The organism is Paenibacillus lupini (genome assembly GCF_011761355.1).
GTDB classification, from domain to species: domain Bacteria; phylum Bacillota; class Bacilli; order Paenibacillales; family Paenibacillaceae; genus Pristimantibacillus; species Pristimantibacillus lupini.
Genome location: NZ_JAASRW010000001.1, coordinates 233432 through 255455, shown reverse-complemented (window position 1 = coordinate 255455; position 22024 = coordinate 233432). Strand labels below are relative to the sequence as shown.

At 45.8% G+C, this 22024-nt stretch carries 28 protein-coding genes; 4 read left to right on the top strand and 24 right to left on the bottom strand.

What is annotated here, in order from left to right:
- Position 1 precedes the first annotated feature (1 nt).
- From FHS17_RS01335 to FHS17_RS01240, 20 genes are all read right to left on the bottom strand, one after another.
- A complete protein-coding gene (locus FHS17_RS01335) occupies positions 2-298 on the bottom strand; it encodes a 2Fe-2S iron-sulfur cluster-binding protein (protein ID WP_167273034.1) in 297 nt (98 codons plus the stop codon).
- Between the two features lie 45 nt (positions 299-343).
- On the bottom strand, positions 344-523 hold the full coding sequence (locus FHS17_RS01330; RefSeq protein WP_167273032.1) for a DUF2768 family protein: 180 nt from the start codon (positions 521-523) through the stop codon (positions 344-346).
- A gap of 120 nt (positions 524-643) precedes the next feature.
- The gene (locus FHS17_RS01325; protein ID WP_167273030.1) at positions 644-916 is read right to left on the bottom strand and encodes a stage VI sporulation protein F; all 273 of its coding nucleotides are present in this window, start codon (positions 914-916) and stop codon (positions 644-646) included.
- 94 nt (positions 917-1010) lie between these two features.
- Entirely contained in the window at positions 1011-2045 is a 1035-nt protein-coding gene (locus tag FHS17_RS01320) for an NAD(P)H-dependent glycerol-3-phosphate dehydrogenase (RefSeq protein WP_167273026.1), read from the bottom strand.
- Between the two features lie 7 nt (positions 2046-2052).
- A complete protein-coding gene (plsY, locus tag FHS17_RS01315; protein ID WP_167273023.1) occupies positions 2053-2652 on the bottom strand; it encodes a glycerol-3-phosphate 1-O-acyltransferase PlsY in 600 nt (199 codons plus the stop codon).
- Between the two features lie 12 nt (positions 2653-2664).
- Complete coding sequence (gene der, locus FHS17_RS01310) at positions 2665-3987, bottom strand: ribosome biogenesis GTPase Der (RefSeq protein WP_167273020.1); 1323 nt, start codon at positions 3985-3987, stop codon at positions 2665-2667.
- An 80-nt stretch (positions 3988-4067) separates the two neighbouring features.
- Positions 4068-4247, bottom strand: coding sequence for a capping complex subunit for YIEGIA (locus tag FHS17_RS01305; RefSeq protein ID WP_167273017.1), 180 nt, complete (start codon positions 4245-4247; stop codon positions 4068-4070).
- A complete protein-coding gene (locus FHS17_RS01300) occupies positions 4240-5154 on the bottom strand; it encodes a YIEGIA family protein (RefSeq protein ID WP_167273013.1) in 915 nt (304 codons plus the stop codon). Before FHS17_RS01300 ends, FHS17_RS01305 begins: the two co-directional genes overlap by 8 nt.
- Entirely contained in the window at positions 5151-5801 is a 651-nt protein-coding gene (locus tag FHS17_RS01295; protein ID WP_424992007.1) for a YphA family membrane protein, read from the bottom strand. The genes FHS17_RS01300 and FHS17_RS01295 overlap by 4 nt, the downstream gene beginning before the upstream one ends.
- A gap of 124 nt (positions 5802-5925) precedes the next feature.
- Positions 5926-7167, bottom strand: a complete 1242-nt coding sequence (gene rpsA, locus FHS17_RS01290) for a 30S ribosomal protein S1 (RefSeq protein WP_167273007.1) — start codon at positions 7165-7167, stop codon at positions 5926-5928.
- 78 nt (positions 7168-7245) lie between these two features.
- Entirely contained in the window at positions 7246-7821 is a 576-nt protein-coding gene (locus tag FHS17_RS01285; RefSeq protein WP_167273004.1) for a lysophospholipid acyltransferase family protein, read from the bottom strand.
- A gap of 4 nt (positions 7822-7825) precedes the next feature.
- On the bottom strand, positions 7826-8530 hold the full coding sequence (gene cmk / locus FHS17_RS01280) for a (d)CMP kinase (RefSeq protein WP_208420190.1): 705 nt from the start codon (positions 8528-8530) through the stop codon (positions 7826-7828).
- 367 nt (positions 8531-8897) lie between these two features.
- On the bottom strand, positions 8898-9080 hold the full coding sequence (locus tag FHS17_RS01275; RefSeq protein WP_167273001.1) for a hypothetical protein: 183 nt from the start codon (positions 9078-9080) through the stop codon (positions 8898-8900).
- A gap of 68 nt (positions 9081-9148) precedes the next feature.
- Positions 9149-9802, bottom strand: a complete 654-nt coding sequence (locus FHS17_RS01270) for a flagellar brake protein (RefSeq protein WP_167272998.1) — start codon at positions 9800-9802, stop codon at positions 9149-9151.
- A 60-nt stretch (positions 9803-9862) separates the two neighbouring features.
- Positions 9863-11221 (bottom strand): germination protein YpeB, encoded by a 1359-nt coding sequence (ypeB, locus tag FHS17_RS01265; protein ID WP_167272994.1) that lies wholly within the window; start codon positions 11219-11221, stop codon positions 9863-9865.
- Between the two features lie 73 nt (positions 11222-11294).
- Positions 11295-11450, bottom strand: coding sequence for a hypothetical protein (locus FHS17_RS01260; protein WP_167272991.1), 156 nt, complete (start codon positions 11448-11450; stop codon positions 11295-11297).
- Between the two features lie 50 nt (positions 11451-11500).
- Positions 11501-12196 carry a glutamic-type intramembrane protease PrsW gene (gene prsW, locus FHS17_RS01255; protein WP_167272987.1) on the bottom strand — a complete coding sequence of 232 codons (696 nt, stop codon included), beginning with the start codon at positions 12194-12196 and terminating at the stop codon, positions 11501-11503.
- A gap of 45 nt (positions 12197-12241) precedes the next feature.
- The gene (locus FHS17_RS01250) at positions 12242-13492 is read right to left on the bottom strand and encodes a Glu/Leu/Phe/Val family dehydrogenase (protein ID WP_167272982.1); all 1251 of its coding nucleotides are present in this window, start codon (positions 13490-13492) and stop codon (positions 12242-12244) included.
- 137 nt (positions 13493-13629) lie between these two features.
- On the bottom strand, positions 13630-14244 hold the full coding sequence (locus FHS17_RS01245) for a genetic competence negative regulator (protein ID WP_167272977.1): 615 nt from the start codon (positions 14242-14244) through the stop codon (positions 13630-13632).
- A gap of 198 nt (positions 14245-14442) precedes the next feature.
- The gene (locus FHS17_RS01240; RefSeq protein ID WP_167272973.1) at positions 14443-14772 is read right to left on the bottom strand and encodes a hypothetical protein; all 330 of its coding nucleotides are present in this window, start codon (positions 14770-14772) and stop codon (positions 14443-14445) included.
- Positions 14773-14937: 165 nt separating this feature from the next.
- On the opposite strand from FHS17_RS01240, the gene FHS17_RS01235 reads away from it, so the two are divergent.
- Entirely contained in the window at positions 14938-15783 is an 846-nt protein-coding gene (locus FHS17_RS01235; protein WP_167272969.1) for a polysaccharide deacetylase family protein, read from the top strand.
- Here FHS17_RS01235 and FHS17_RS01230 read toward each other — a convergent pair.
- Together FHS17_RS01230 and FHS17_RS01225 are read right to left on the bottom strand one after the other, a co-directional pair.
- Positions 15773-16009 carry a hypothetical protein gene (locus tag FHS17_RS01230; protein ID WP_167272966.1) on the bottom strand — a complete coding sequence of 79 codons (237 nt, stop codon included), beginning with the start codon at positions 16007-16009 and terminating at the stop codon, positions 15773-15775. The two genes, FHS17_RS01235 and FHS17_RS01230, sit on opposite strands and share 11 nt — an antisense overlap.
- The gene (locus FHS17_RS01225; RefSeq protein WP_167272961.1) at positions 16006-16608 is read right to left on the bottom strand and encodes a CPBP family intramembrane glutamic endopeptidase; all 603 of its coding nucleotides are present in this window, start codon (positions 16606-16608) and stop codon (positions 16006-16008) included. The genes FHS17_RS01230 and FHS17_RS01225 overlap by 4 nt, the downstream gene beginning before the upstream one ends.
- A 106-nt stretch (positions 16609-16714) precedes the next feature.
- Between FHS17_RS01225 and FHS17_RS01220 the strand changes: the two genes are divergently transcribed.
- Positions 16715-17623: a hypothetical protein gene (locus FHS17_RS01220; RefSeq protein WP_167272956.1), complete on the top strand. Its 909-nt coding sequence runs from the start codon at positions 16715-16717 to the stop codon at positions 17621-17623.
- 8 nt (positions 17624-17631) lie between these two features.
- On the opposite strand, the gene FHS17_RS01215 is transcribed toward FHS17_RS01220, so the two are convergent.
- Entirely contained in the window at positions 17632-17958 is a 327-nt protein-coding gene (locus FHS17_RS01215; RefSeq protein WP_167272951.1) for a rhodanese-like domain-containing protein, read from the bottom strand.
- A gap of 426 nt (positions 17959-18384) precedes the next feature.
- Between FHS17_RS01215 and serA the strand changes: the two genes are divergently transcribed.
- Both serA and FHS17_RS01205 read left to right on the top strand, forming a co-directional pair.
- A complete protein-coding gene (gene serA / locus FHS17_RS01210) occupies positions 18385-19977 on the top strand; it encodes a phosphoglycerate dehydrogenase (protein ID WP_167272947.1) in 1593 nt (530 codons plus the stop codon).
- 131 nt (positions 19978-20108) lie between these two features.
- A complete protein-coding gene (locus FHS17_RS01205; RefSeq protein ID WP_167272944.1) occupies positions 20109-21362 on the top strand; it encodes a hypothetical protein in 1254 nt (417 codons plus the stop codon).
- A 26-nt stretch (positions 21363-21388) separates the two neighbouring features.
- Here the strand turns inward: FHS17_RS01205 and FHS17_RS01200 are convergent, their stop codons facing one another.
- Positions 21389-21883, bottom strand: a complete 495-nt coding sequence (locus FHS17_RS01200) for a DinB family protein (RefSeq protein WP_167272941.1) — start codon at positions 21881-21883, stop codon at positions 21389-21391.
- Between the last annotated feature and the right edge of the window lie 141 nt (positions 21884-22024).

Sequence of the window (22024 nt, the reverse complement as noted above, 5' to 3'; positions counted from 1 at the left end):
ATCAGAAATACGGCTTGTTAATCGCTTTGATCGATATCTCTTTATTATTCACGACAGCCTGACAGGCAAGACGGTATCCCTCTTCGAACTCTTCCGGCTCCATCCGATCCCATTCCGCATCCGTAATTCCTGCGAGACCAGCTGCCCCCTCTTCAATGAAACAGCGACATCTTGCACAAGTTCCACGTGTACAATTCGAGGACCAGTCCACCTTCGCCTTTAACGCGTGCCGAAGCAGCGACTCACCAACCTCTGGCTCGACAATCGCGGTTTTTGTTCTCCCCTTTAGTTCAATCATGAGACAATGATTCCTTTCACACCGGCTTTATGTACGTTCATGCAGCTACAAAATCGCGATTAATCCACATAGAAAACCAAACATAAGCAAAATAAAAGAAATAAAGGATAAAGAAAATTTAAGTACGCCCTTTGTCTTTAATCGGGCAAATGTAATCATAACGGCGGCGATCGCCATCAACCCTATTCCGATTAAAGATACCCACATCTTCGTCATTGGATCCATGAACTAATCTACTCCTAATCGATAACCGTGATAAATGCAACAATTATTATAACATCAAGTACAAAAAAGGACAAAAAAACCCAAAAGCTGCTGAAAAAGAGCAGCTTTTGGGCGTTTGTGTTACTTGATCATCATTTTGATCAGCGATTCTATACCGCCTATGCTCATGCCGCTTGCTTTCACGGCCTTCACAATATCATTCATCGTTTTATCGGAGACTGGAACCTTTGCCATATCCGAAACCTGCTTAATTAGCTTGCGAAGCTCTTCTTCATTCTGCATCGTTGATGCCGATACACCATTCGCCAATTTTTTAACCGCATTCTCGGAAATGTTTTTCCCCGTTTTCTTGTTTATTGCATTAAGAACATCTTTGGAAATATCTTTAGCCATTCTATTCCCCTCCTTCGATGTCGCTGCGGACCATATAAGCATTAGCCTTGCAACATCATATGAGAGGGGGAATTGAATGGTATAGGCGCATGTCTTAGTCTAGCTGTTCAATTTCATGGGTCTTTAACCGGCCCATCAAATTCTCAACCGCTGACTTTGGTGAATTATTTGCAAACAAGACACTATACAGCTCAGCTGTAATCGGCATTTGAACGTTATATTGCTTAGCAAGCTCATTAGCTGCACGTGTTGTACGAACCCCTTCGACAACCATGCCCATACGTTCCAGCACTTCATCAAGAGGCGTACCGTCTGCCAGCATGGAGCCTGCACGCCAGTTCCTGCTATGCTGGCTCGTACAAGTTACAACTAAGTCACCAACGCCAGCAAGACCTGCAAATGTAAGCGGGTTGGCCCCCATTGCAGTGCCAAGTCGGCTGATCTCTGCAAGACCACGGGTTAACAGTGCTGCCTTGGCATTATCGCCAAAGCCAAGGCCATCAGATAAGCCCGCGCCAAGCGCGATAATATTTTTAATAGCACCCGCTACTTCAACGCCTACCACATCCGGATTCGTATAAACACGGAAATCGGTGTTCATGAACGCATCTTGAGCCTGCTCGGCTGCTTTCAGATCCGCAGAAGCGACAACAACCGTTGTCGGCTGTTTACGAATAACCTCTTCCGCATGACTTGGGCCGGAGAGGACCACGATCTTCTCCGCAGGACGGTTAAGTTCTTCCGCTAATACGGTCGTCATCCGTTTCAACGTATCGGCTTCAAAGCCTTTTGTCGCATGGACCACCAATGTATCTTCCGTTAGATATGGAGCGGCTTGCGTCGCAACCAACCGCATAGCAGACGAAGGAGCTACGAATAACGCTAGCTCTGCTCCTTGCAGAGCTTCCTGCATATCTGTTGTCGCATATAGCGATTCCGGCAGAATTACGCCAGGTAAATACTTCTCATTCGTACGGCTCGTATTCATCTGCTCCGCATGCTCAGCAGAACGCGTCCATAGCTGTACGTTGTAGCCGTTGCTCGCCAGTACAGCAGCAAGCGCAGTTCCCCAGCTTCCTGCCACCAGAACCGCTGCACGCCCTTTATGTTCCGTCTTTACTTGCGTCATCTGCCAATCACGATCCTTTCTTAGCTCCTAGCTTGTTCTCCGTTCCTTGCAGCAGCTTCACGATATTCGAACGATGACGCCAGAATGCAAATAAGCACAGAATAAGACTAACCGTTAATACGGGAGCGGAATAATAAAAAATCGCAATAAGGACAGGCGTCAAAGCCGCGAAAATAAGTGATCCAAGCGATACGTAACGCGTAATGGCAATGACGATAATCGTAACAACACCGGCAACAAGGGCCGGTACAAAGGCAAGCGCACAGATTGCGCCAATCGTAGTCGCAATCCCTTTGCCTCCTTTGAAGTTGAAGTAGATCGGCCAATTATGCCCCATAATAGCAGCGAGACCACATATTGCTGATGTCCAGTCATCCTGTCCCAGCCAGTGGCCGATCCATACAGCAGCAATCCCTTTACCGAAATCAAGCACAAAGCAAAGCAGGCCTGGGCCTTTGCCCAGAACACGAATGGTGTTTGTTGCGCCTGCATTGCCGCTGCCATGCTCCCTGATATCGATGCCTTTGACTAATCTGGCAATAACAATGCTAAACGATACCGAGCCTAGCAAATAACTCAGAATAACCGCGATTACAGCGTATATCAAGCTTCTTCTCCCCTAATCTTCATCGGACTTCCGTCTTGTAAACAGACGGACAGGCGTTCCTTCGAAATCGAAGGCTGCACGAATCTTATTCTCCAAGTAACGCTCGTACGAGAAATGCATCATCTCCGGATTGTTTACGAAGATAACGATCGTAGGCGGCTTGGTCGCCACTTGCGTCACATAGTTGATTTTGAGGCGCTTGCCTTTGTCAGTTGGCGGCGGGTTATAAGCAACCGCATCCGATACGACATCATTAAGCAGATGCGTCTGAATCCGCATCGCATGTTGTTCCGATACATGGTTAACAACAGGGAGCAGCTTATGCAAACGCTGTTTTGTTTTCGCAGAAAGGAAGACAATTGGTGCATACGTCATAAACAGGAAGTGGTCACGGATATTTTGTGTGAACGCCTGCATCGTTTTATCATCTTTATCAACGACATCCCACTTGTTTATTACAAAGATTGAAGCTTTGCCTGCTTCATGCGCATAACCGGCAATATGTTTATCCTGCTCGATAATGCCTTCTTCCCCATTAATGAGCACAAGTACAACATCGGCACGCTCAATTGCTTTCATCGCGCGCATAACGCTGTACTTCTCTGTAGACTCATACACTTTACCACGTTTACGCATACCGGCCGTATCAATGAGTACATACCGCTGGCCATCTTTCTCAAACGGGGTATCGATTGCATCACGCGTTGTGCCCGCGACATCGCTGACAATAACACGCTCTTCCCCAAGAATGGCGTTAACAAGCGAGGACTTCCCTACATTCGGGCGGCCGATCAGAGCTACACGAATAACGTCGTCATCATAGCCGTCATCCTCAAGTTCCGGAAGCTTCTCAATAGCCGCATCAAGCAAGTCGCCAATACCAAGTCCATGCGAACCAGATATTGCGATTGGTTGACCAAAGCCTAAGCCGTAAAATTCATAGACCTCATCCATCCGGTTCAAGTTGTCCACTTTATTGACAGCAAGAACAACCGGTTTACGGGAACGGAACAGCATTTGTGCCACTTCTTCGTCCGCATGTGTAATGCCTGTTTTGGCGTCACACATGAAGATGATGACATCCGCTTCCTCGATTGCAAGCTCTGCCTGCATCCGGACAGACTTCATAATTTCATCTTCACCATCAATTTCAATACCGCCTGTATCTACGATGCTGAATGCTTTACCATTCCATTCTCCTGGGCTATAAAGACGGTCCCGGGTTACGCCCGGTTTATCTTCAACAATTGCCAGACGATCGCCAACCACCCGGTTAAAAATGGTGGATTTGCCCACATTCGGGCGACCGACTATTGCAATAACGGGTCTTGCCATAGCTGAATGCTCACTCCTTCAGAAATACTCACGCTTAACATCATAGCAAAAAACAACGTTCTTGGCTAACTTTTCATCTTTTAGTGATGGTTTACGATAATAATCGTACCGTTTTTCAAGTCATGCGCACTGGCATCTAATATTTTCTCCAACAGAAAAGCAGTCTGCTGCATCGCTGCCTCATCAGGAGCTATAAAGATAGGAGCCCCACCACCAATTTTATCAGGCTCAAGAGATACGACTGCAATAATCTTAGCCATTATTAGCTGCCTCCTTATTTACCGACGCTTCTGTAGGCATACGAACAGCAGATTCTAGAATAGGCACCTTATTGATAATAAGCAGCGCTTTCTCCACATCCATATCCTGCGGCAGGAAAAATATCGCCATCCGCCCGTCTTTCATATCCAGCTTAGCCATTGGAATTAATGCCGGCTCTCCGTCATCACGATATACGCCTAAGATCGTGGACAAATCATATAGAATAGCCTGCCGCTGTCCCAAATTGCTAATCGTTACTTTGCCATTGGGATTATAAGGGGTCAGAATAAATCCCATTCCCCGTTCTTTAATGATTTCTTGATTCGCTTGAAGGCCAACGTTCATGATATAGATATCACCAACAAATAGATCCGGTCCGTCAACCCGCACTTCTGCGCTTTCCGCACGAACGATATGGGACATGGCTTTCCCCGATTTCAAATACTGAACAAACAGGAGAGATAGGATGCCGCCTACTACCCCAAAGTATATATTCCAGACAATGGCGAACAGGCTTGTAACAAGTGCTGTCATAATAACCAGGTAGTTTCGTCCTTCAAACACCATTGCAATGCCTTCTATGTAGGTCGATCCACGAGGGACTAGCTCCATGCTGTCAATCTTCGTCAGCGTCGTCCGCTCCATGCTCCTCACATCCCTAAACTGCTGTGCCGCGAGCGACAGGAAGGTGATAGCCGTGTAGTCTTTATTGTAAAGTGCCGGTACGGCAACTGCACCAAGCGCTGCAGCAATAACACCAAGAGAGATATGGATGATTCTTCCATGCGGGTAAGTTGGGTATTGCCTGTAATCGGTACGCAGCATAAGAAGACGCGATACAATACCAAAAACGATACCCATCAATACGCCGATCAACATTTTATGTTCCACCAAATAAGCATTCATTCCGATGAGCTTCCTCCTTTATTCCTCCATGGTATGGCTATAAATCGAACTACGCCTGCACGTGCAGCCAAAAAGACAAGACTGACAACTCTGGAGGCGGTAAAGGCAATCCAAACACTGTCCCACCATTGCAAGGAGCCAATGGCAGCTTCATATATGTTTCTCTGCAGCAAGGCATGAACCAGCTCCGCAGTCGCGCCTGCGAACAAGAGAACCGTGAATTGATGCTGACCTTTCGATGAGAAAGCAGAAGCCAATACTCCCGCTACAATCGGCCCGTCCAATAATGGATCCAGCCAGAAGAAGACCGGATCAACACTATACATCTTCCTTACACTGCCCCAGATCATACCGGCCAGGAGCGCACAGACCAGCAAATATCCTCTCGAATCCCACACTAATGGACCACGCATGGCAAGCAAGGCAATCAGCATAAGCAGAATGGTGCCTGCGTAGAGGTGGATCTGAACGTTTCCTAGATGAAAGGTTTCCTGTATAGGCTGTAGAGTTACGCACACCGAGAGCGCAATAATGAACCACTTTTTGTTCTTCATAGGCAGCCCTACAAAGTCTGACCATCCTGTTGTCATTAATATAAAAGCCATTAGCATAATCCAAATTGAAATATATCCGGCATTCACCAGCATGATCACCTCTCGTCGACCTATTATGCTCCAAATAAAAGGTGCTATTCCCGATTTTTTCAAATTGAACATAGAAAAGAGGCTAACCCTGCAATCAGGATTAGCCTCTTAAAGTCAACGATATTAATTATTTCAATTTGCTCAGCTTGTCGCCGAAACGTTCTGCCAGGGAGTAGCTCATGCTCGAGCTGTTCAAGCTGACATTCGGGTTGTTACCCAAATCTTCTGCTTTCACTGGACGCTCGCCGCGTTGTGGTCTGCCACCGCCTGCTCTAGGTGCTTTTTGTTCAGAAGCCGATTGCTCTGGTGCTTCTTGAGTTTCTTTAATGCTCAGGCTGACACGCTTCTCAGCAGAATTGAAATCAAGCACTTTCGCTTGCACTTCTTGGCCCTCTTTCAATACTTCGAAAGGAGTCGCGATGTGGTGGTGAGCGATTTGCGAGATGTGTACAAGACCTTCAACACCTGGTGCGATTTCAACAAAAGCGCCAAATGTTACAAGGCGGCGTACAGTACCTGTAACGATATCGCCTACATTGAATTGGCCTGCAGCCGATTCCCAAGGACCTGGTTGAGCAGCTTTCAAGCTCAGGCTGATTTTACCAGCAGCTGGGTCAACTTTAAGTACTTTAACCGTAACCGCTTGACCTTCCGAAACAACATCTTTCGGATGTGCCACATGCTGCCACGACAGCTCAGATACGTGAACCAGACCGTCGATGCCGCCGATGTCTACGAATGCACCAAATGGAGTCAAACGTTGTACAGTACCTTCCAGCTGCGCTCCAACTTGCAGACCAGCGATTACTTGTTGTTTGTTTTGTTCGAACTCAGCGTCCAGTACTTCTTTCGCAGACAGGATCACTTTGTTGTTCTCACGGTCAATTTCTTTAACTTTAACGCGGAGCGTACGGCCTTTGTAATCGCTGAAGTCTTCAACGAAATGACGCTCAACCATCGAAGCTGGAATGAAGCCGCGTACGCCAACGTCAGCGACAAGGCCGCCTTTTACAACGTCAGCAACAACTACTTCAAATACTTCTCCGCTCTCGAAACGGGATTGCAATCCGTCCCAAGCTTTTTCGCCGTCGATCAGGCGTTTCGACAGAACGAGTTTTTCTTTCTCGTCGTCGATGCTAACTACTTTCAGTTCAACCTCTTGGCCAACTTGAACAGCTTCGCTCGCGTTGCCCAGTTGAATCGCGGAAAGTTCGCGAACCGGGATGACACCGTCATATTTATATCCAAGGCTTACATAAGCTTGGTTATCATCGATTTTGACGATCGTGCCTTTTACAGTATCGCCTTTTTTCAAGGACACAAAGTTGTCCATAGCTGCTTGGTCTTGAACATTGATTTCTTCTGACATGGAAATAACCTCCTCAATTCATACCCCAACTTTATTTAAATCTACTTTCTCAATAGAAAGCAGTATTTAAAACGACTGTTATTTGTTCTTTTTAATCATCTCATAAATGCGAGACATAATGGCGTCCGTAATACGGTCCAGCTTATCCGGAGAGGATTCATTAATAATAGCAGAAATATCAACTGGTTGGCCGTAGTATACTCTCACTTTACGGAATAGCTTATAATTGCCCACTACCGCTACAGGAATAATGGTTGCACCGCTGCGGTAAGCAATCATAGCTGCGCCTTTCTTAGCAGCAGTCCCGTCCGTGTTCCTTGTTCCTTCAGGGAAGATCCCCATTACTTTCCCCTCACCTAGAAGGTTAAGTGCAGAGCGGATCGCATCTTTGCCGACACCTCTCTTAACAGGAAATGCGCCCCAAGCCCGGATCAAAAAACCAAAGACTGGAATCTTGAACAGCTCTGATTTGGCCATGTAATGAACCTTGCGAGGTACCCTTATACCGACAGCCGGCGGGTCCAGAAGGCTCAAATGGTTTGAGCACAGGATCACAGAACCATCTTTGGGGATGTTCTCGAGCCCTGTCACTTCGAGTCTGAACAATATTCCATACAAGAAACTGAACAATGCTCTAAAAATTCGATATAACATTAGTTTACTTCGCCTCCGCCAATTTGGTTCGGCTTAATTTCACAATTGCTGCCGCAACTTCATCGATTGACATTGACGTGCTGTCGAGCACGATAGCATCCTTCGCACAAATAAGCGGGGACAACTCGCGTTGCTCATCCAAACGATCACGTTCCGCGATTTCTTGCTCAAGCTGCTCCAAGGAGATCGATTGTGTTTCCGACACTTCCTTATAACGGCGAAGAGCACGCTCTTGTACGGATGCGGTGAGGAAAATTTTAAGTTCCGCGTTCGGCAGTACATGGGAACCGATATCCCGGCCATCCATTACTACACCTTTGCGTTCTGCTAATTGCCGCTGCAGCTTGCCCAGCAGTTCTCTGACAGTTTCATTCGCAGCGATGTGCGAAACCGCAAGGGTTACCTCACGAGAACGGATGAGATTTGTTACATTCTCGCCATTTAGAAATACGGCTTGACCGCTTTCACTCGGAGCCAGTTTAATGTCCAGCGTCTTCGCGAGTGCGGAAAGCTTTTCACTGTCCTGAGGTACAATAGCTGCCCTCTGGGCACTAAGTGTAACGGCTCGATACATTGCTCCTGTATCAATATAAATGTAATCTAGCTGTTCGGCAACCTTGCGCGCGACCGTACTCTTGCCTGCACCGGCAGGACCGTCAATCGCAATGTTAATCCGGTCGCTGTCACCGTCTTGCTGCATCACCAACATCCTACCTCCTTAGTTAAATGGCTGGCCGAATGCTGATGTTGATGCGAGCATCTGCCTCTCAAGCATTAGCGGCTTGGCCCGTTCTAGCGGTCCATAAACAATGAAATATAACCGATATATGTATAAGTTATACTTCAAGGTGAAACGGCTTCGCTGTGATCTAATAGCGGGGCGCGTTTCATTCCAATGAATTCTAAGCATTATTTATAAAGTGAAACTTATAAATTCTTAGCCTTATTGAAACCAAGAAAATCTTAGAATCCAAGAAAAAAGCAGGCACCGCCTGCATCGTGAAAATTATACCACACAATAAATACAGATGCAAAAACGGAAACCGCCAAAAACGGCGTTACAGCGCCTAAACAGCCTATCGATAGGCTGTACCTTCCCAGCGGTCAACCGCCGTCAATAAGTGTCGAAGCATGTCATTTTGAAGCAGAAGCTGTGCTCCTATAACACCTACTATTAATACAACGGCAATCCAGGCCAAACGTCTGGACACCATATCAATCTGCTGTTTTAACTGCTCTTCATCCTCTGTAATCCGCATGGGCAACTCTTCCTTTTTTTGCTATTTCACCGATAGGATGCCAAGGTCGCCTGCTTCTTATACAATCATTATCTGCCGCGGAATTCAAGTTGTCTTTCGAAGCAATATCTAATTATTTTCTGCCGTTCGCTGTCTCTAATGGTTATAAATTTACTCATGACTTGCTTGCGTCCTGTTACGAGGTCAACTACTCTGACAACCTCTGCCTTGAAAGAGGAATGCTCAATGGTGCCGTTCTTGTATGGAATAAGCAGCCAGCAGTCCATCTCCATTCCAGGCTTAACCGGCCACTTGCTATCACAAATATAGGAAATGCCTCCACCACCTACATCATCCGTTACAGTAACAAAACGGATATTGCCGGATAAATTAACCGCGATTTCAAGATCTGCGGCAACCCGCAGGAAATGCCTGCGCTGCACCTTCGTAATCCGATCCGGATCAGGCTTGCGAATCTTTATCATCTTTACAACATCATCACGAAAGCCAATTACATGCGAATCGAAATAATGTTTAATCCCATCTTCGGATAAGTAGTAAACCGACAGCTCGTCCCCTAAAAAAAGCCGTTTCATACGGCTGGTCGTCAAATTTATTGGATTCTCAATTAACAAACCATCTTCCAGCTCGTCAGCAATTCTTGCTTTGTACTGGGCAGCTGCCTCTTCTTCGTCAGCAGAAGCGATCTCGAAAAACAACATTTGGTTTACTCTAGGCAACAATTGGCTCCCCTCCCATATTGGTGTTTATTATAACACGTCAATTTGAGGGGAGCCATATCGTTATTTGCCGGAATTTGTCCGTTTGTCGAGTGGTGACAGCTCCTCGATCGATTCTTCGACACCGGTCTCCGAATTGATATAGATCCGGTAATCACTGCCATTCACTCGACCGGTGAACTCATAACAAAGTGTTTCCTCACCCATCTCGTTTAAGATGAGTGCCATCTGGTCATTAGCAACTTTAAATTCCGTGTTCAGCGCTTTTCTCGCTTCTGCCTTCGTCAGCTTCGCTTTAGGCAAGCTGCGCTCATGATGCTCATAGACATAATCATTTGCCTGAAGGCCAACCGCTTCACCATTATCAAGGGCAATTTTAACAGTCACCTTTTCTGGATAAATCAAAACGTCATTCTGCGTGCTTACGAATGTAAAGGCACCCGTATTCTCGTACATATTGTAGCTAACTGCCCGCATTCCTTTAAATCCATGATCGCCGAGGAACTTTTCAGCTGCTGCATGCGCTTTGTCTTGATTGATTTTCTTCTCGCCAATATCACGGGAATCCATGAACCAGATCAGCTTGCCGCCTTTTTGCGTATAGTCCATCTGCATCTTCTGACCTGTTCTAGGATCGGTTACAGAAGCAGAGTAAGAGGAATATTCTGTCCCTTTGCCGTTCTCTACCACCCGGATCTCTTTAGGCTCTGTGCCCATAAATTCCGAAACATGCTTTTTGATATCATCAGCTGTTACCATTTTACCGCTTAACATATTAATTGAACGCTTCTGATACATGCTTGCAACTGATGGACCCCAGTTAATTTCCGGATATTCACTTACTTTTTTGTCCACCGTCTTGAAGCCGTCAATGATTGTATTGTCATTCGGGGAGTTTTGTTTGGCAAGCGCCACTTCTACATCCATCCAGCGCAGATGATCGCTTAGCACCTTCTCCTGCATCGCAGATAGATTTTTCGAGATATCTTCGGAATTGGCATATAACGATTTTAACGTTTTGAATTCATCCGGAGATAAGGGTTGCTTGGACAAATCACGAACCGATGTTTTGTAAGCAAAATTCGCGATCCGCGATAAAAAGTCTTCTGCTTCATTAAACGGCAGCATCGTTAAAGGAAGCTGGTTAATCTCGTTCTGCGCTTCACTTGTGAGGCGCCATACATTAACAAGCCCTTTACGGTGGTAGCTTTGAGATGTAGAGTTAACCGCCAGCGTATTACCGAGCTGCTGATGCAGTTGCTCAACATGATAGGTTAAATCATGAAAGGCACGCTGGTACTGATTCTCCGCCTTAATAAGAATCGAGTTTTTCTCCTGATGCTCTTGATAGCCCCAATACACTGAACCAATTAAGAAAAGGGTCATAACGGGAAACAACACCGCGCTTAGCCGTTTATACATAACAAAAAAGCTCCTTTCTTCTACCAAACCTAGCGTTAGTTTGGTTTGCAGAAGGGAGCTTTATGCATCTGTGTCAAATGCTGTGTTCTTCAATATCCAAATCATTGATGTTGTTACAGATACATTGCTTGAAGCCGGTATCAATCATACCTTTCTCACGTTTGCCGCGAAGGACAAACTTCTCTCCGCATACATTGCATCGAATCGTTACCTTTACCCTTGGTTCCATTCATGCCTCCATCAATATCCAATTATTACATATCAGTATGGACGAAAGCCTTAAAGTTTAATCTCATCTTCCCTGCTAAGGAAGCGGAATGGCGACCTCGAATTGGCACGATTCATTTTGCGGAGGCCCCACACCCACAGAGCGACCATGAAAGGAATAATGACGTAAATCCAATTCGTCTTGAACGAGAGCATAATATAGTCATACGTACCGTGCAAGAGCAGCGGCAGCGCAAGCGAAATACCCAAATAAATATTCCGCTTTGAAGCTGTGGCGAACTTCGCCTTGCCCACATAATAACCCATCATGACACCAAACAGCGCATGCCCAGACACTGGCAATAATGCACGCATAAGCAATGTGCCATAGGTAGCTGGCGAGTAGATCGCATACAACACATTCTCCAATGTCGCGAAGCCAAGCGAGATCGATGCCGCATAGACGATACCGTCATAAGGCTCATCAAACTCGGTATGATTATAAATCATGTGGTAGAGGACGAACCACTTTACAAATTCCTCTATTCCTGCGGATTCCACGAACGAGAACAAAATTGGGTGATTTCCAAGCCATAACTGCAATCCATGCTGGATGACAACAATCGGCACTACTATGAGGACACCGAGCAGAAACATACGAACGACCATATGAATCGGCTCTGCGTCATAACGGTCCTTCAAATATAAATAGGTAAGCAGCGATACACCAGGGGCAACCGCAGCAGTCAGCACTGAAAACAATAGCAATTCGATGTTTCACCTCCCAGGCATCCGGCGTAGCCGCGCCGGCTTTTATACCCAGCCGCGAAAACGTACCGCCTCTGCCATTTTGCGTACGCCAGCCATATAGGCAGCTAACCGCATGTTTACATTTCGTGTTTTGTGTATCTCATATACTTGGTTAAAGCCGCGAATCATCATAACACGCAGCCGGTCATCCACTTCTTGTTCATCCCAATAGAAGCCTTGATTATTCTGGACCCACTCGAAATACGAAACAATAACGCCTCCGGCACTTGCAAGAACATCGGGCACCAGAAGAATGCCACGTTCTGTTAGTATCCTTGTCGCCTCGAGCGTAGTAGGACCATTCGCTGCTTCTACAACAATCGTCGCTTTAATGCGAGGAGCATTCTCTTCCGTAATCTGATTCTCAATTGCAGCCGGAACAAGCACATCGCAATCAAGCTCAAGCAGATCGGTATTCGAAATCGTCGAAGGGAAAAGATTCGTTACATTGCCGAAGGAATCACGCCGATCGAGCAAGTAAGGAATGTCTAATCCATCTTCATTATACAACGCTCCGTTCACATCGGATATACCAATTACTCTCGCACCGGCCTCATGCATGAATTTGGCAAGATAACTTCCAGCATTGCCAAAGCCCTGAATGACAATTCTTGCCTTATTCAGTTCAATCCCTCTTAATGCGAGTGCCTCATGAATCATAATAACTACACCACGTGCTGTGGCAGTCTCGCGGCCTCTGGAGCCGCCAAGTACAATCGGCTTGCCGGTGATAAAACCAGGTGAATCAAATTCTCTTATCCGGCTGTATTCATCCAGCATCCAGGCCATGATTTGTGAGTTCGTCATCACATCTGGGGCTGGTATATCTTTCGTTGGACCCACAATTTGGCTGACTGCGCGCACATAACCGCGGCTAAGCCGTTCGAGTTCTCCGAATGACATCTTTCTTGGGTCGCAGATCACGCCGCCTTTGCCCCCGCCGTACGGCAAATCGGCAATCCCGCATTTGAGACTCATCCAGATCGATAATGCTTTTACCTCTAGCTCTGTAACATCCGGATGGAACCGCACTCCGCCCTTTGTCGGCCCTACAGCATCGTTATGCTGCGCACGGTAACCCTTAAATACTTTCGTTATGCCGGTATCCATCTTAACTGGTATCCGCACCGTTAGAACGCGCATCGGTTCCTTCAAGAGATCAATCATATCTTCTTTGTAGCCAAGCTTCAATAGGGCTTCTTCAATCACAACCTGAGTAGATTTGAGAACATCATGTGTATTTGCATCAGCCATAATTACGTTCACCCGCCTTTGTCTACTTGTAATATGAGCGTGTATACATCACGATATTCCAAAAGTACCCCATTACATGCAAGAAGAGCATCCTGCAGACAATCAATTGTCTGCCGATGCTCTATCCCATGTGCTTCTCAATTATAGAAATGAGTGCAAATTTCCCGCACAGCTTGAGATGGCATAATGACTTTGCCGTACTCCTCAAGCATGGCGTAGGTGACGGATGTCGCTTCTCCATATTCAGCAAGCAGCGCTATAACCGCGTTATGGCGTGCTGTCTCAATCAGAGCAGGCTCAAGCGCTAAAATATATCTGCCGTTGTAGGAGTATAATCTCCCATCTTCCGTCAGAGAGGCCGCTTGCAGCTGTTTACAGACATTAATGACATCCTCAAAATCTCGAAAGGAGTACATGACGATATCACTCTGCTCCATCGTAACTTCCATTTCGTATATCTCGTCTTCCGTGTCTTCATCGTCGGTTGCCCGCTCATCGGATACACCGTTCATCTTACCACGGGTGACGATCACCACCATTCCTTGGGCGGGGAGGGCAAACACTTCGACCGCAAGAGGGCCGCTGGCATCGAACCCAAGTTCACTGTATGCTTGTTCCATCATTTCACTGAATAGATCGTGTACTTTGGGAATTTCGCGCCACATGTCTTCCTTCTGGATCCCCCGCTCGAGCAGGTCGTCGAACGTCAGGAAAATCCGTATCTTGTCCTGACTAAGCCGTTCGATTTTCATGACAGGATCCTCCTCTGCAGCATCTGTTGTATATAGCGTATGAAATTATTTGCAGGATGTGATCAAAATGATCAAATCGTACTATGTAAATACTTTATCATGTCTGTCCTCGGATTGCACCTAAATTAGGCAAAAAAAGAATCGTTTGAGCCGCGCAAAATAAGGCGCGAACATCAAGCGATTCCATGAGCTACTTCATTAATGCGGTTTGGAAGACGATTCCACCATGATCTGATTTGCCTGCTCTTTCAGCCCGGGGTCACTGTTGATTAAGTGCTCAACCTGCTCCCAGCCTCCTCCTTGCTTTGCGGCGGTATCGTCTGAATGCTTTGGGGCCATTGATGAAGCTGACATTGTCATCTTCATTCCTCGTTTCATCATCATCGATGCAGCACTTTTACCAATGGATGAACACGCACCTGCAAGCGAGCTGGATGCCCACGCTGCCATACCGGGTCTTTTGCGCGACACGTATACCGCAGCTGCCATCCCGGCGACTGCACCTAACATAAACCCGCCGATTTTCATGATTTTAGTAACCTCCTTCGGGGATCGTTGCAACAATTATTTTCTCCCTTATGGGCTCATACATTCTCCTCAAATAAAGGAAACAGGCAGCAGGCTTAATCCTATGTTAAGATTGGAATAGTATTTGCCAGGTGATCCAACAAACGACAACAAGGCGGAGATTCGATGACGAAAGCACATTTGAGAAAGATCTATGCTGTAATTGCCATAACCGCAATTTTGTCTTCCTGCAGTTCTCCTTCAAAGACAACAACTGTGGAATTAACTCCGGAACCATCAGCGGCTTCAACTGACGTGCAAACTGTCCCTAAAGTCACTTCCGATCCAATTCAAACTGCACAGGCTACCCCTAGCCCGTCTCCTGAATTGAAGGCACCACTGTATAAAATGACAAGCGTCTACCGGTTTGTCCCCCTAGATGAAACAGCCACGACTAAGAAAGCCGTTCTGTTGACATTTGATGATGCTCCCCATAATGAAGAAGTAATCGTGAGCCTGCTTGATACACTCGATAAACATAATGCAAAAGCAATCTTTTTCGTAAACGGTTACAGAGTTAAGCAGCATCCTGAATTATTGAAGAAAATCAATGAACGTGGTCAAACGATCGGAAATCATTCCTGGGACCACATCGATCTGAAGAAGGAAGATAAAACCAAAGTTGAATCACAATTAGCTGATGTACAATCCGAAGTCAAATCGATTATCGGGAAAGAGCCGCGGTTTTTCCGTCCTCCTTACGGTTCCGGTGGTGACACTGTAAAAGAAATCGCAAAAAACCACGGCATGTTATACATGACGTGGTCAAATGGTTCGCTGGATTGGGAACAGAAATCGCCTGGAGACCCGGATAAAGTGGTCACCAATGTACTGGACCAGCTCCACCCAGGGGCGAATATATTGATGCATGAATTAACATGGACAGCTTCGGCTTTAGACGATCTCCTAACCAAATTAGAGAAGAAAGGTTATACCTTTATAGATCCCGAAACGATCGAGGTTAATCTGTAAATCGGATGCCATACCAGAAAAGCCCTGCCACTAAACAAACGAATAATAGGAATAACGCATTATAATACCATTTGGTTACTTTTTGAACATTTGAAGGGTGTTTCTTGCGTCTAGGCGGCAGCGCCTCTGCATTCGTGTCGGTCGCGTTGCGAGGCGCAAGACCTGCCGCCTGTTCCTGATGTCCTTTGCCTCTTGAGCTACCGAATTTCTCCACTCTGCTCATCACTGCTCTGTTTGCTCCCTCCTGAATCGAATAATAAGACCCATTATAAAGTCAACAACAAAGTGTGCAAGAATTGGAGCCCATAATGTGCCTGATTCCACGTATATCCAGCCTAATCCATAACTAATGGAGAAGACAAGACCAGTTGGAATCCAATGTTTTAGATAACGGACATGAATCGCAGCGAAAATAATACTTGTCCAATAGGGACCAAATGAATGCTGTACAGCCCCCCGGAATAACACTTCCTCACATATAGCAACGACCAGTGAAATAACAGCAATATGCCATACTGGTCTCAAACGGAAGATACGTTCATTGATTCCACCATCGTCCGTCGCTTCCTCGGGAACCCATCTTGAAATGAGCAGGTCCACCACGATAACAGCTGCCCCTAAGCCAAGCCCCCACCATAGGAAATTAAGGTTATTTGGAATTTGTAATAATTGAAATGGATTCGAACGCTGAAATAATGCCCATATCAAACCGATAATAATAGTAATCGCTTGTGTGACGTAAAGATTCATAAGCAGCATGCGGTCGTCGAGCTCATCGACAGACAACTGACGCACGCGGATATTACGGAGATCGAATTTTTTCATAGCTTCCCGCCTGTCTAGAAGGTCATATTTCCTTTTATGATCATTTCACCTATACTGATAGGGCACAAAATGACGGCATAATCTAATACATAGAAGGAGATTTGTGATGGAGAAACGTTTATCTCGTTCCGCAATGATATTTAGTTTGGGGTTTGTCTTTATGCTCGTCTGCGCAGTAGGCGCATTCTTCTACGGCGTAAAGATCGGGACGTCCAAAACGGAAACCAAGTACGAAATGAAGGAATTAAAATCTGCAGCAGTTGAGAACAACACTCCCTATCAGCAGCAGGATCTTGTCTCATTTTATCATACCGTATTTTTGCCTTACCGTGAATTTCTAACCGAATGGGACGATGCGATAAATGACTTTGCTCAAGGTCAGTCCAGCAATGCGTCAAGCAGACTGAAGGATCTAGCGGATCTGGCACATTCGCAAAAAGCGGAAGCATCATCGTTTGATATGCAGAAATCACCACTTCTTGGCGATGCACAATCGAACTTCATTAGAAGCCTGGAGCAATTCGAACAGGCTGCGAAAGCAGCGGCGGCTGCTACCGTGAAGTCAACAGATGCCTCTAAGCTGCAAAGCACCATTGAGCAAGAGCAATCCTATCTGACTGCCGTTCAGCAATCACTTGTGGCTCAACAATCGTATTACTCAGCCATACTGAAATGGGGAGCTACCGTTGAACCTAACATTCCTTCCGAATATAAAATGCCGAAGGTCATCGAGATCAAGAAGTGGTCTAGCCTTCCGTTAATCGTAAAAAATAAACTTATGGCCGATCAACTTGCTGCCCGCAAGCAGCTTACAATATTTTATCCGCAGGATCTAACGAGCCGGATCGATGACTTTATCGCTTCTGGTCAGCCTTCGAAGATGAATTTGAAATCCATCTCAGCAATTGCTGATCTGCTGATTGAGACCGAAGCTGTACGCAGCGGAGATTTTATAACGAACCGTACGAAATTGTACAAGCAGGAGCTCCTGCCCCAGCTTCCATTCTTCTCTTAAGTTTGAGCTTAATCGTATTGAAATCCTTGTAACGAGGCTATTGCAGCCATTCCGCCGGTAACATTGTGGAGGCTGCTGTAGCCTTGTTCTTCTAAATAATTGCAAACGGCCGCACTGCGTACTCCATGCGCGCATACAATATATAACGGTTTGTCATCCGAAATGGTTCCGAGACTGTATGGGATCGTATTCATGGGAAGTAAAATGGATGATTCCAAATGATAGTAGTCCCACTCCTGCTGTTCACGCACGTCAATTACCTGCTCCGCTTCAAGCTGCCCCTCTTTAAGCAGCTTCAGCAAAGATTCAGGTTCAAATTCTTTCCATTCGCTCATAGCTGTCTCTCCCCTAACCTCAAGAATATCTCTTGTATTGGTTGAATCATAACGAAAATTTCACATTTGATCAAGTTTACACATTGCAATTGTCCACTACATTGCTATAAAATAAGAACGGTTGTCCCTGTCGCTTTTAAACCCTTTCGTTTTATAATAAAGCGTGCAATTTTTCACACACCAAGGACAACAACAGACATCTACGTTTGCCGCTAGGTGAAACGGTTCAGCAGAGCGCGTTTCATTCCGAAGAAAAAGACGAACTTCTCGTCCGGCTCGCTTTGTTTCTGTGCCGAGACGAGGTTTTTTGTTTTAGCATCCATCTATAAGATCATCAAATAGGCGTGAAGTGCCGACATATCGAGCAAACATACAGTTTGCCTGGTATGTCGGCACTTCACAAAAATTTTAGGAGGCAATCTACATATGTTTAAAGTGTTAGTATCGGATCCGATCAGTGATCTGGGCATCCAACAGCTTGTAGACGCGCAAGATGTAGCAGTCGACAAAAAGCCTGGACTTAGCGAAGACGAATTGGTGAGCATTATTGGTGAATACGATGCCCTGCTTGTACGCAGCCAAACGCGTGTAACACCGCGTATTATGGAAGCTGGCAAACAACTGAAAGTTGTAGGCCGTGCAGGCGTAGGCGTAGACAATATCGATCTTGAAGCGGCTACACAACGTGGTATCATCGTTATTAATGCACCAGATGGCAATACGATTACAACGTGTGAGCATACTTTTGCCATGATGATGGCAGTTGCCCGTCACATTCCGCAAGCTTACCTGAAAACAGTTGGCGGCGTGTGGGATCGTAAATCGTTCCTTGGTGTTGAACTTCGTAACAAAACGCTTGGCGTACTTGGCATGGGCCGTATCGGCAGCGAAGTAGCAAAACGTGCAAAAGCGTTTGGTATGGAAATTATGGGTTATGACCCGTTCATGACGGAAGAGCGTGCAGAGAAGCTTGGCATTAAGCTGGCTACTGTAGACGAGATCGTTCGTAACGCAGACTTTATGACTGTTCATACTCCACTGACTCCTGAGACTCGTCATATGATCGGCAAGAAGCAATTCGAAGTGATGAAGCCTGGTATGCGTATCGTTAACTGTGCACGCGGTGGTATTATAGATGAGCTTGCGCTTGTTGAAGCCGTTGATGCTGGTATCGTTGCTGGTGCAGCATTTGACGTATTCGAAGTTGAGCCGCCGGCTGAAGATCATCCATTCCTGACAAATCCGAAAATCATCGTTACTCCGCATCTTGGTGCATCAACTGTTGAAGCACAAGAGAACGTTGCGATCGACGTATCGGAGCAAGTATTGCACATTCTGCGCAACGAACCTTTCAGCAATGCGGTTAATATGCCTCCTATTCCGGCTAACCTGCAAAGCAAGCTGCAGCCATACTACGCACTGGGCGAGAAGCTCGGCAGCCTGGTTGCACAAATTACGGAAGGTGCCGTTCAAGAAATTACAGTTCGTTATTCCGGTGAGCTTGCAGAGGTTGATACTCAGCCGCTGACTCGCTACATTGTAAAAGGCGTACTGTCGCATCACCTTGGTTCTGACCAAGTTAACGTTGTTAACTCGATGCACCTTGCAAAAGTGCGTGACCTGAACATCGTACAGCAAAAATCGCAGGCTTCCAAAGACTTCACGAACCTGGTAACGGTATCGCTTCGTACGAAGAAGGAAGAACGTATCGTAGCAGGTACACTGCTTACTGGTTACGGTGAGCGCGTTGTACAAATCGATAAGTTCCCTGTTGACGTTACTCCTGAGGGTAACCTGATCCTGATCTCGCATAACGACAAACCGGGCATCATCGGCCGCGTTGGTACACTTCTTGGCAACAACGATGTGAACATCGCTACGATGCAAGTAGGTCGCCAACTGGTTGGCGGTTCTGCTATCATGGTTCTGACTGTCGACAAAAACGCAGGCAAAGAAATCCTCGAGCAACTGACTAACCTGCCTGAAATGAACACAGCGAAAGAAATTTCGTTGTTCTAATAATAAAAAGCGCCGGACATCTTGCTGCATGCAGCTGATGTCCGGCTTTTTTGTGTTTGTGAAATCTTTGATAATACAGTTAGTTTATGGAAAGCTTATACGAGGACATCTTATATCAGGAGAAGATATCTATGCCTCATCAGAAGTTCCAGTCTTCAAATATTAAACCTCGGTATTCCAAAGGGCATATATCCGTTTTCGGAATAAATTCAATCTATCCCCGCCCCCCTTGGGTTGCTGCCTGGTGGTCGGTTGCTTTCCCTGGTTTCGGGCATATGTTTCTAGGAAAGTATCTGCATGGTTTTGTGCTGATTATCTGGGAACTTGTGGTGAATAATAAAGCCAATCTGAACTTGGGGATTGCCCTATCTTTTCAAGGCAGGTTTGATGAGGCAAAAGCAGCTTTAAACCAGGACTGGCTTCTGCTGTATGTAGCCGTATTTGTTTACGGCATATGGGACAGTTACCGTTGTGCAGTTGAGAACAATAAGAGTCATGCACTAGCGGAAGTTGAAGACGCACCTGTAACACCTTCAGATGTAAGTTTTTTTGATATTAGCATCCTTGATAAAAAACATCCATGGGCCGGAATGTTCTGGTCAGCAGTATCTCCTGGCTTAGGACAAATGTATAGCGGCAGCACGATTGTTGGTACTTTTATATTAGCTTGGTGGATTTTTGTCTGTTATAAGGCTGTGGCTATCCGTGCCTGGCTCTATTCGTTTCTTGGAGATTACAGCAGTGCAAATACCGATGTAGACTGGCAATGGTTTCTATTCTTACCTTCCATGTACGTCTTTGCTCTTTATCAGGCCTATGCATCAGTCAATGAAAATAATATATTATTCGACATCGAACAAACACGGTATCTTAGAGTGAGGGCAGAAAACTTGGGACAATTAAACACAATTGACAGCAGTAACGTGAAGATTATCGCTACCTTTGAACACTCACCTTTTGTAGAGATGGCTATCCATGATATGGAGAAGCTGGGGATCCCATCACACCATATCGTTGCATTGCCTCTCGAAAACCTTGACTCTCAAACACATGTCATTGACTCTATTCATCGGGTCGATGGCAGGAGTATTCTGGACGGCGCCATGGTTGGTGCAACGATCTTTATGGTTCTGGGAACAATTTATGGATTCATATGGCATTGGGGACCTATCATTTGGGGGCTGATTGGTTTAGTTTTTGGGTTTTTCCTAGGATTAGTTATTGAATTAGCCTTCAATAAAAAGAAGCTTAAATTGGCTTCAAGCCGTAAAAGCGAAGTTATTTTTCAACTAACCTGTTTGAACTCTCAACAGGATCACTTAATAGATGTGCTTAAATCACGAAAGGCAACCGGTGTTGTGGTTATGCCTGAGCAAAGGGCATAATCACAACACACACAGTTATTCATTCCTTAATCGTTCTTTTCAATATGGGGTCTAATCAGACCTTTGCCTATCAAATTTGCGGAGACAGGCTTTCTTCCGATTTCTCTCGCCCAGATCGACAGCTGGCCAATATGGTGAATTTCATGTGCAATCGCATGACGTATGACTTCTCCCCATGAATAACCGGAAAACTCCCCGTCCTTTTGCTGATCGTAAAACGGCAATGTCTCCATATTCGCTTCCCAAGACTGTAAAAACTCTTCAACTTCTTGGCGGAAAGATGCATCCAGCCTGCGAACCTTCTCTAAACTTCTATAATCCTCAAAGCTTTCCTGAAAATCCGGTTTCCCCTGCAAAGCGCGTACCCAGCTCCACTCTACATCTGCGATATGGAACAACGTATGTAGAATTCCCCCTACTCCACCTGTCCGGATCCGCAGCAGTTCCTCTTCAGGCACGTCTTCACACCAGCGATACCATTCTTCCCTGACCAACCAATTGTAACGAAACATGGTTTGCATACTATTCCACCTCTCTTTAATGAATGCTCTTGTACCATCATAACAATTCTACCTGTGATTGAAAGCCCGATTTATGTTGACCGGGCTTTCACGATGTAAAATACCCACGCTTATAAACTGACTCACTCATAAACTGATGAT

Excerpts from the sequence above, each read along its gene's own strand:
- FHS17_RS01250 (WP_167272982.1), bottom strand. The coding sequence starts at position 13,492 with ATGGCTGATGCAAATACACATGATGTTCTCAAATCTACTCAGGTTGTG.
- FHS17_RS01245 (WP_167272977.1), bottom strand. The coding sequence starts at position 14,244 with ATGAAAATCGAACGGCTTAGTCAGGACAAGATACGGATTTTCCTGACG.
- FHS17_RS01320 (WP_167273026.1), bottom strand. The coding sequence starts at position 2,045 with ATGACGCAAGTAAAGACGGAACATAAAGGGCGTGCAGCGGTTCTGGTG.
- FHS17_RS01330 (WP_167273032.1), bottom strand. The coding sequence starts at position 523 with ATGGATCCAATGACGAAGATGTGGGTATCTTTAATCGGAATAGGGTTG.
- FHS17_RS01215 (WP_167272951.1), bottom strand. The coding sequence starts at position 17,958 with ATGAGCGAATGGAAAGAATTTGAACCTGAATCTTTGCTGAAGCTGCTT.
- FHS17_RS01335 (WP_167273034.1), bottom strand. The coding sequence starts at position 298 with ATGATTGAACTAAAGGGGAGAACAAAAACCGCGATTGTCGAGCCAGAG.
- FHS17_RS01275 (WP_167273001.1), bottom strand. The coding sequence starts at position 9,080 with ATGCGGATTACAGAGGATGAAGAGCAGTTAAAACAGCAGATTGATATG.
- FHS17_RS01260 (WP_167272991.1), bottom strand. The coding sequence starts at position 11,450 with ATGGAACCAAGGGTAAAGGTAACGATTCGATGCAATGTATGCGGAGAG.
- der (WP_167273020.1), bottom strand. The coding sequence starts at position 3,987 with ATGGCAAGACCCGTTATTGCAATAGTCGGTCGCCCGAATGTGGGCAAA.
- FHS17_RS01285 (WP_167273004.1), bottom strand. The coding sequence starts at position 7,821 with ATGTTATATCGAATTTTTAGAGCATTGTTCAGTTTCTTGTATGGAATA.
- FHS17_RS01225 (WP_167272961.1), bottom strand. The coding sequence starts at position 16,608 with ATGAAAAAATTCGATCTCCGTAATATCCGCGTGCGTCAGTTGTCTGTC.
- FHS17_RS01220 (WP_167272956.1), top strand. The coding sequence starts at position 16,715 with ATGGAGAAACGTTTATCTCGTTCCGCAATGATATTTAGTTTGGGGTTT.
- rpsA (WP_167273007.1), bottom strand. The coding sequence starts at position 7,167 with ATGTCAGAAGAAATCAATGTTCAAGACCAAGCAGCTATGGACAACTTT.
- FHS17_RS01305 (WP_167273017.1), bottom strand. The coding sequence starts at position 4,247 with ATGGCTAAGATTATTGCAGTCGTATCTCTTGAGCCTGATAAAATTGGT.
- FHS17_RS01325 (WP_167273030.1), bottom strand. The coding sequence starts at position 916 with ATGGCTAAAGATATTTCCAAAGATGTTCTTAATGCAATAAACAAGAAA.
- FHS17_RS01200 (WP_167272941.1), bottom strand. The coding sequence starts at position 21,883 with ATGCAAACCATGTTTCGTTACAATTGGTTGGTCAGGGAAGAATGGTAT.
- FHS17_RS01240 (WP_167272973.1), bottom strand. The coding sequence starts at position 14,772 with ATGAAAATCGGCGGGTTTATGTTAGGTGCAGTCGCCGGGATGGCAGCT.
- FHS17_RS01300 (WP_167273013.1), bottom strand. The coding sequence starts at position 5,154 with ATGAATGCTTATTTGGTGGAACATAAAATGTTGATCGGCGTATTGATG.
- cmk (WP_208420190.1), bottom strand. The coding sequence starts at position 8,530 with ATGTTGGTGATGCAGCAAGACGGTGACAGCGACCGGATTAACATTGCG.
- serA (WP_167272947.1), top strand. The coding sequence starts at position 18,385 with ATGTTTAAAGTGTTAGTATCGGATCCGATCAGTGATCTGGGCATCCAA.
- FHS17_RS01205 (WP_167272944.1), top strand. The coding sequence starts at position 20,109 with ATGCCTCATCAGAAGTTCCAGTCTTCAAATATTAAACCTCGGTATTCC.
- ypeB (WP_167272994.1), bottom strand. The coding sequence starts at position 11,221 with ATGTATAAACGGCTAAGCGCGGTGTTGTTTCCCGTTATGACCCTTTTC.
- FHS17_RS01235 (WP_167272969.1), top strand. The coding sequence starts at position 14,938 with ATGACGAAAGCACATTTGAGAAAGATCTATGCTGTAATTGCCATAACC.
- FHS17_RS01295 (WP_424992007.1), bottom strand. The coding sequence starts at position 5,801 with ATGCTGGTGAATGCCGGATATATTTCAATTTGGATTATGCTAATGGCT.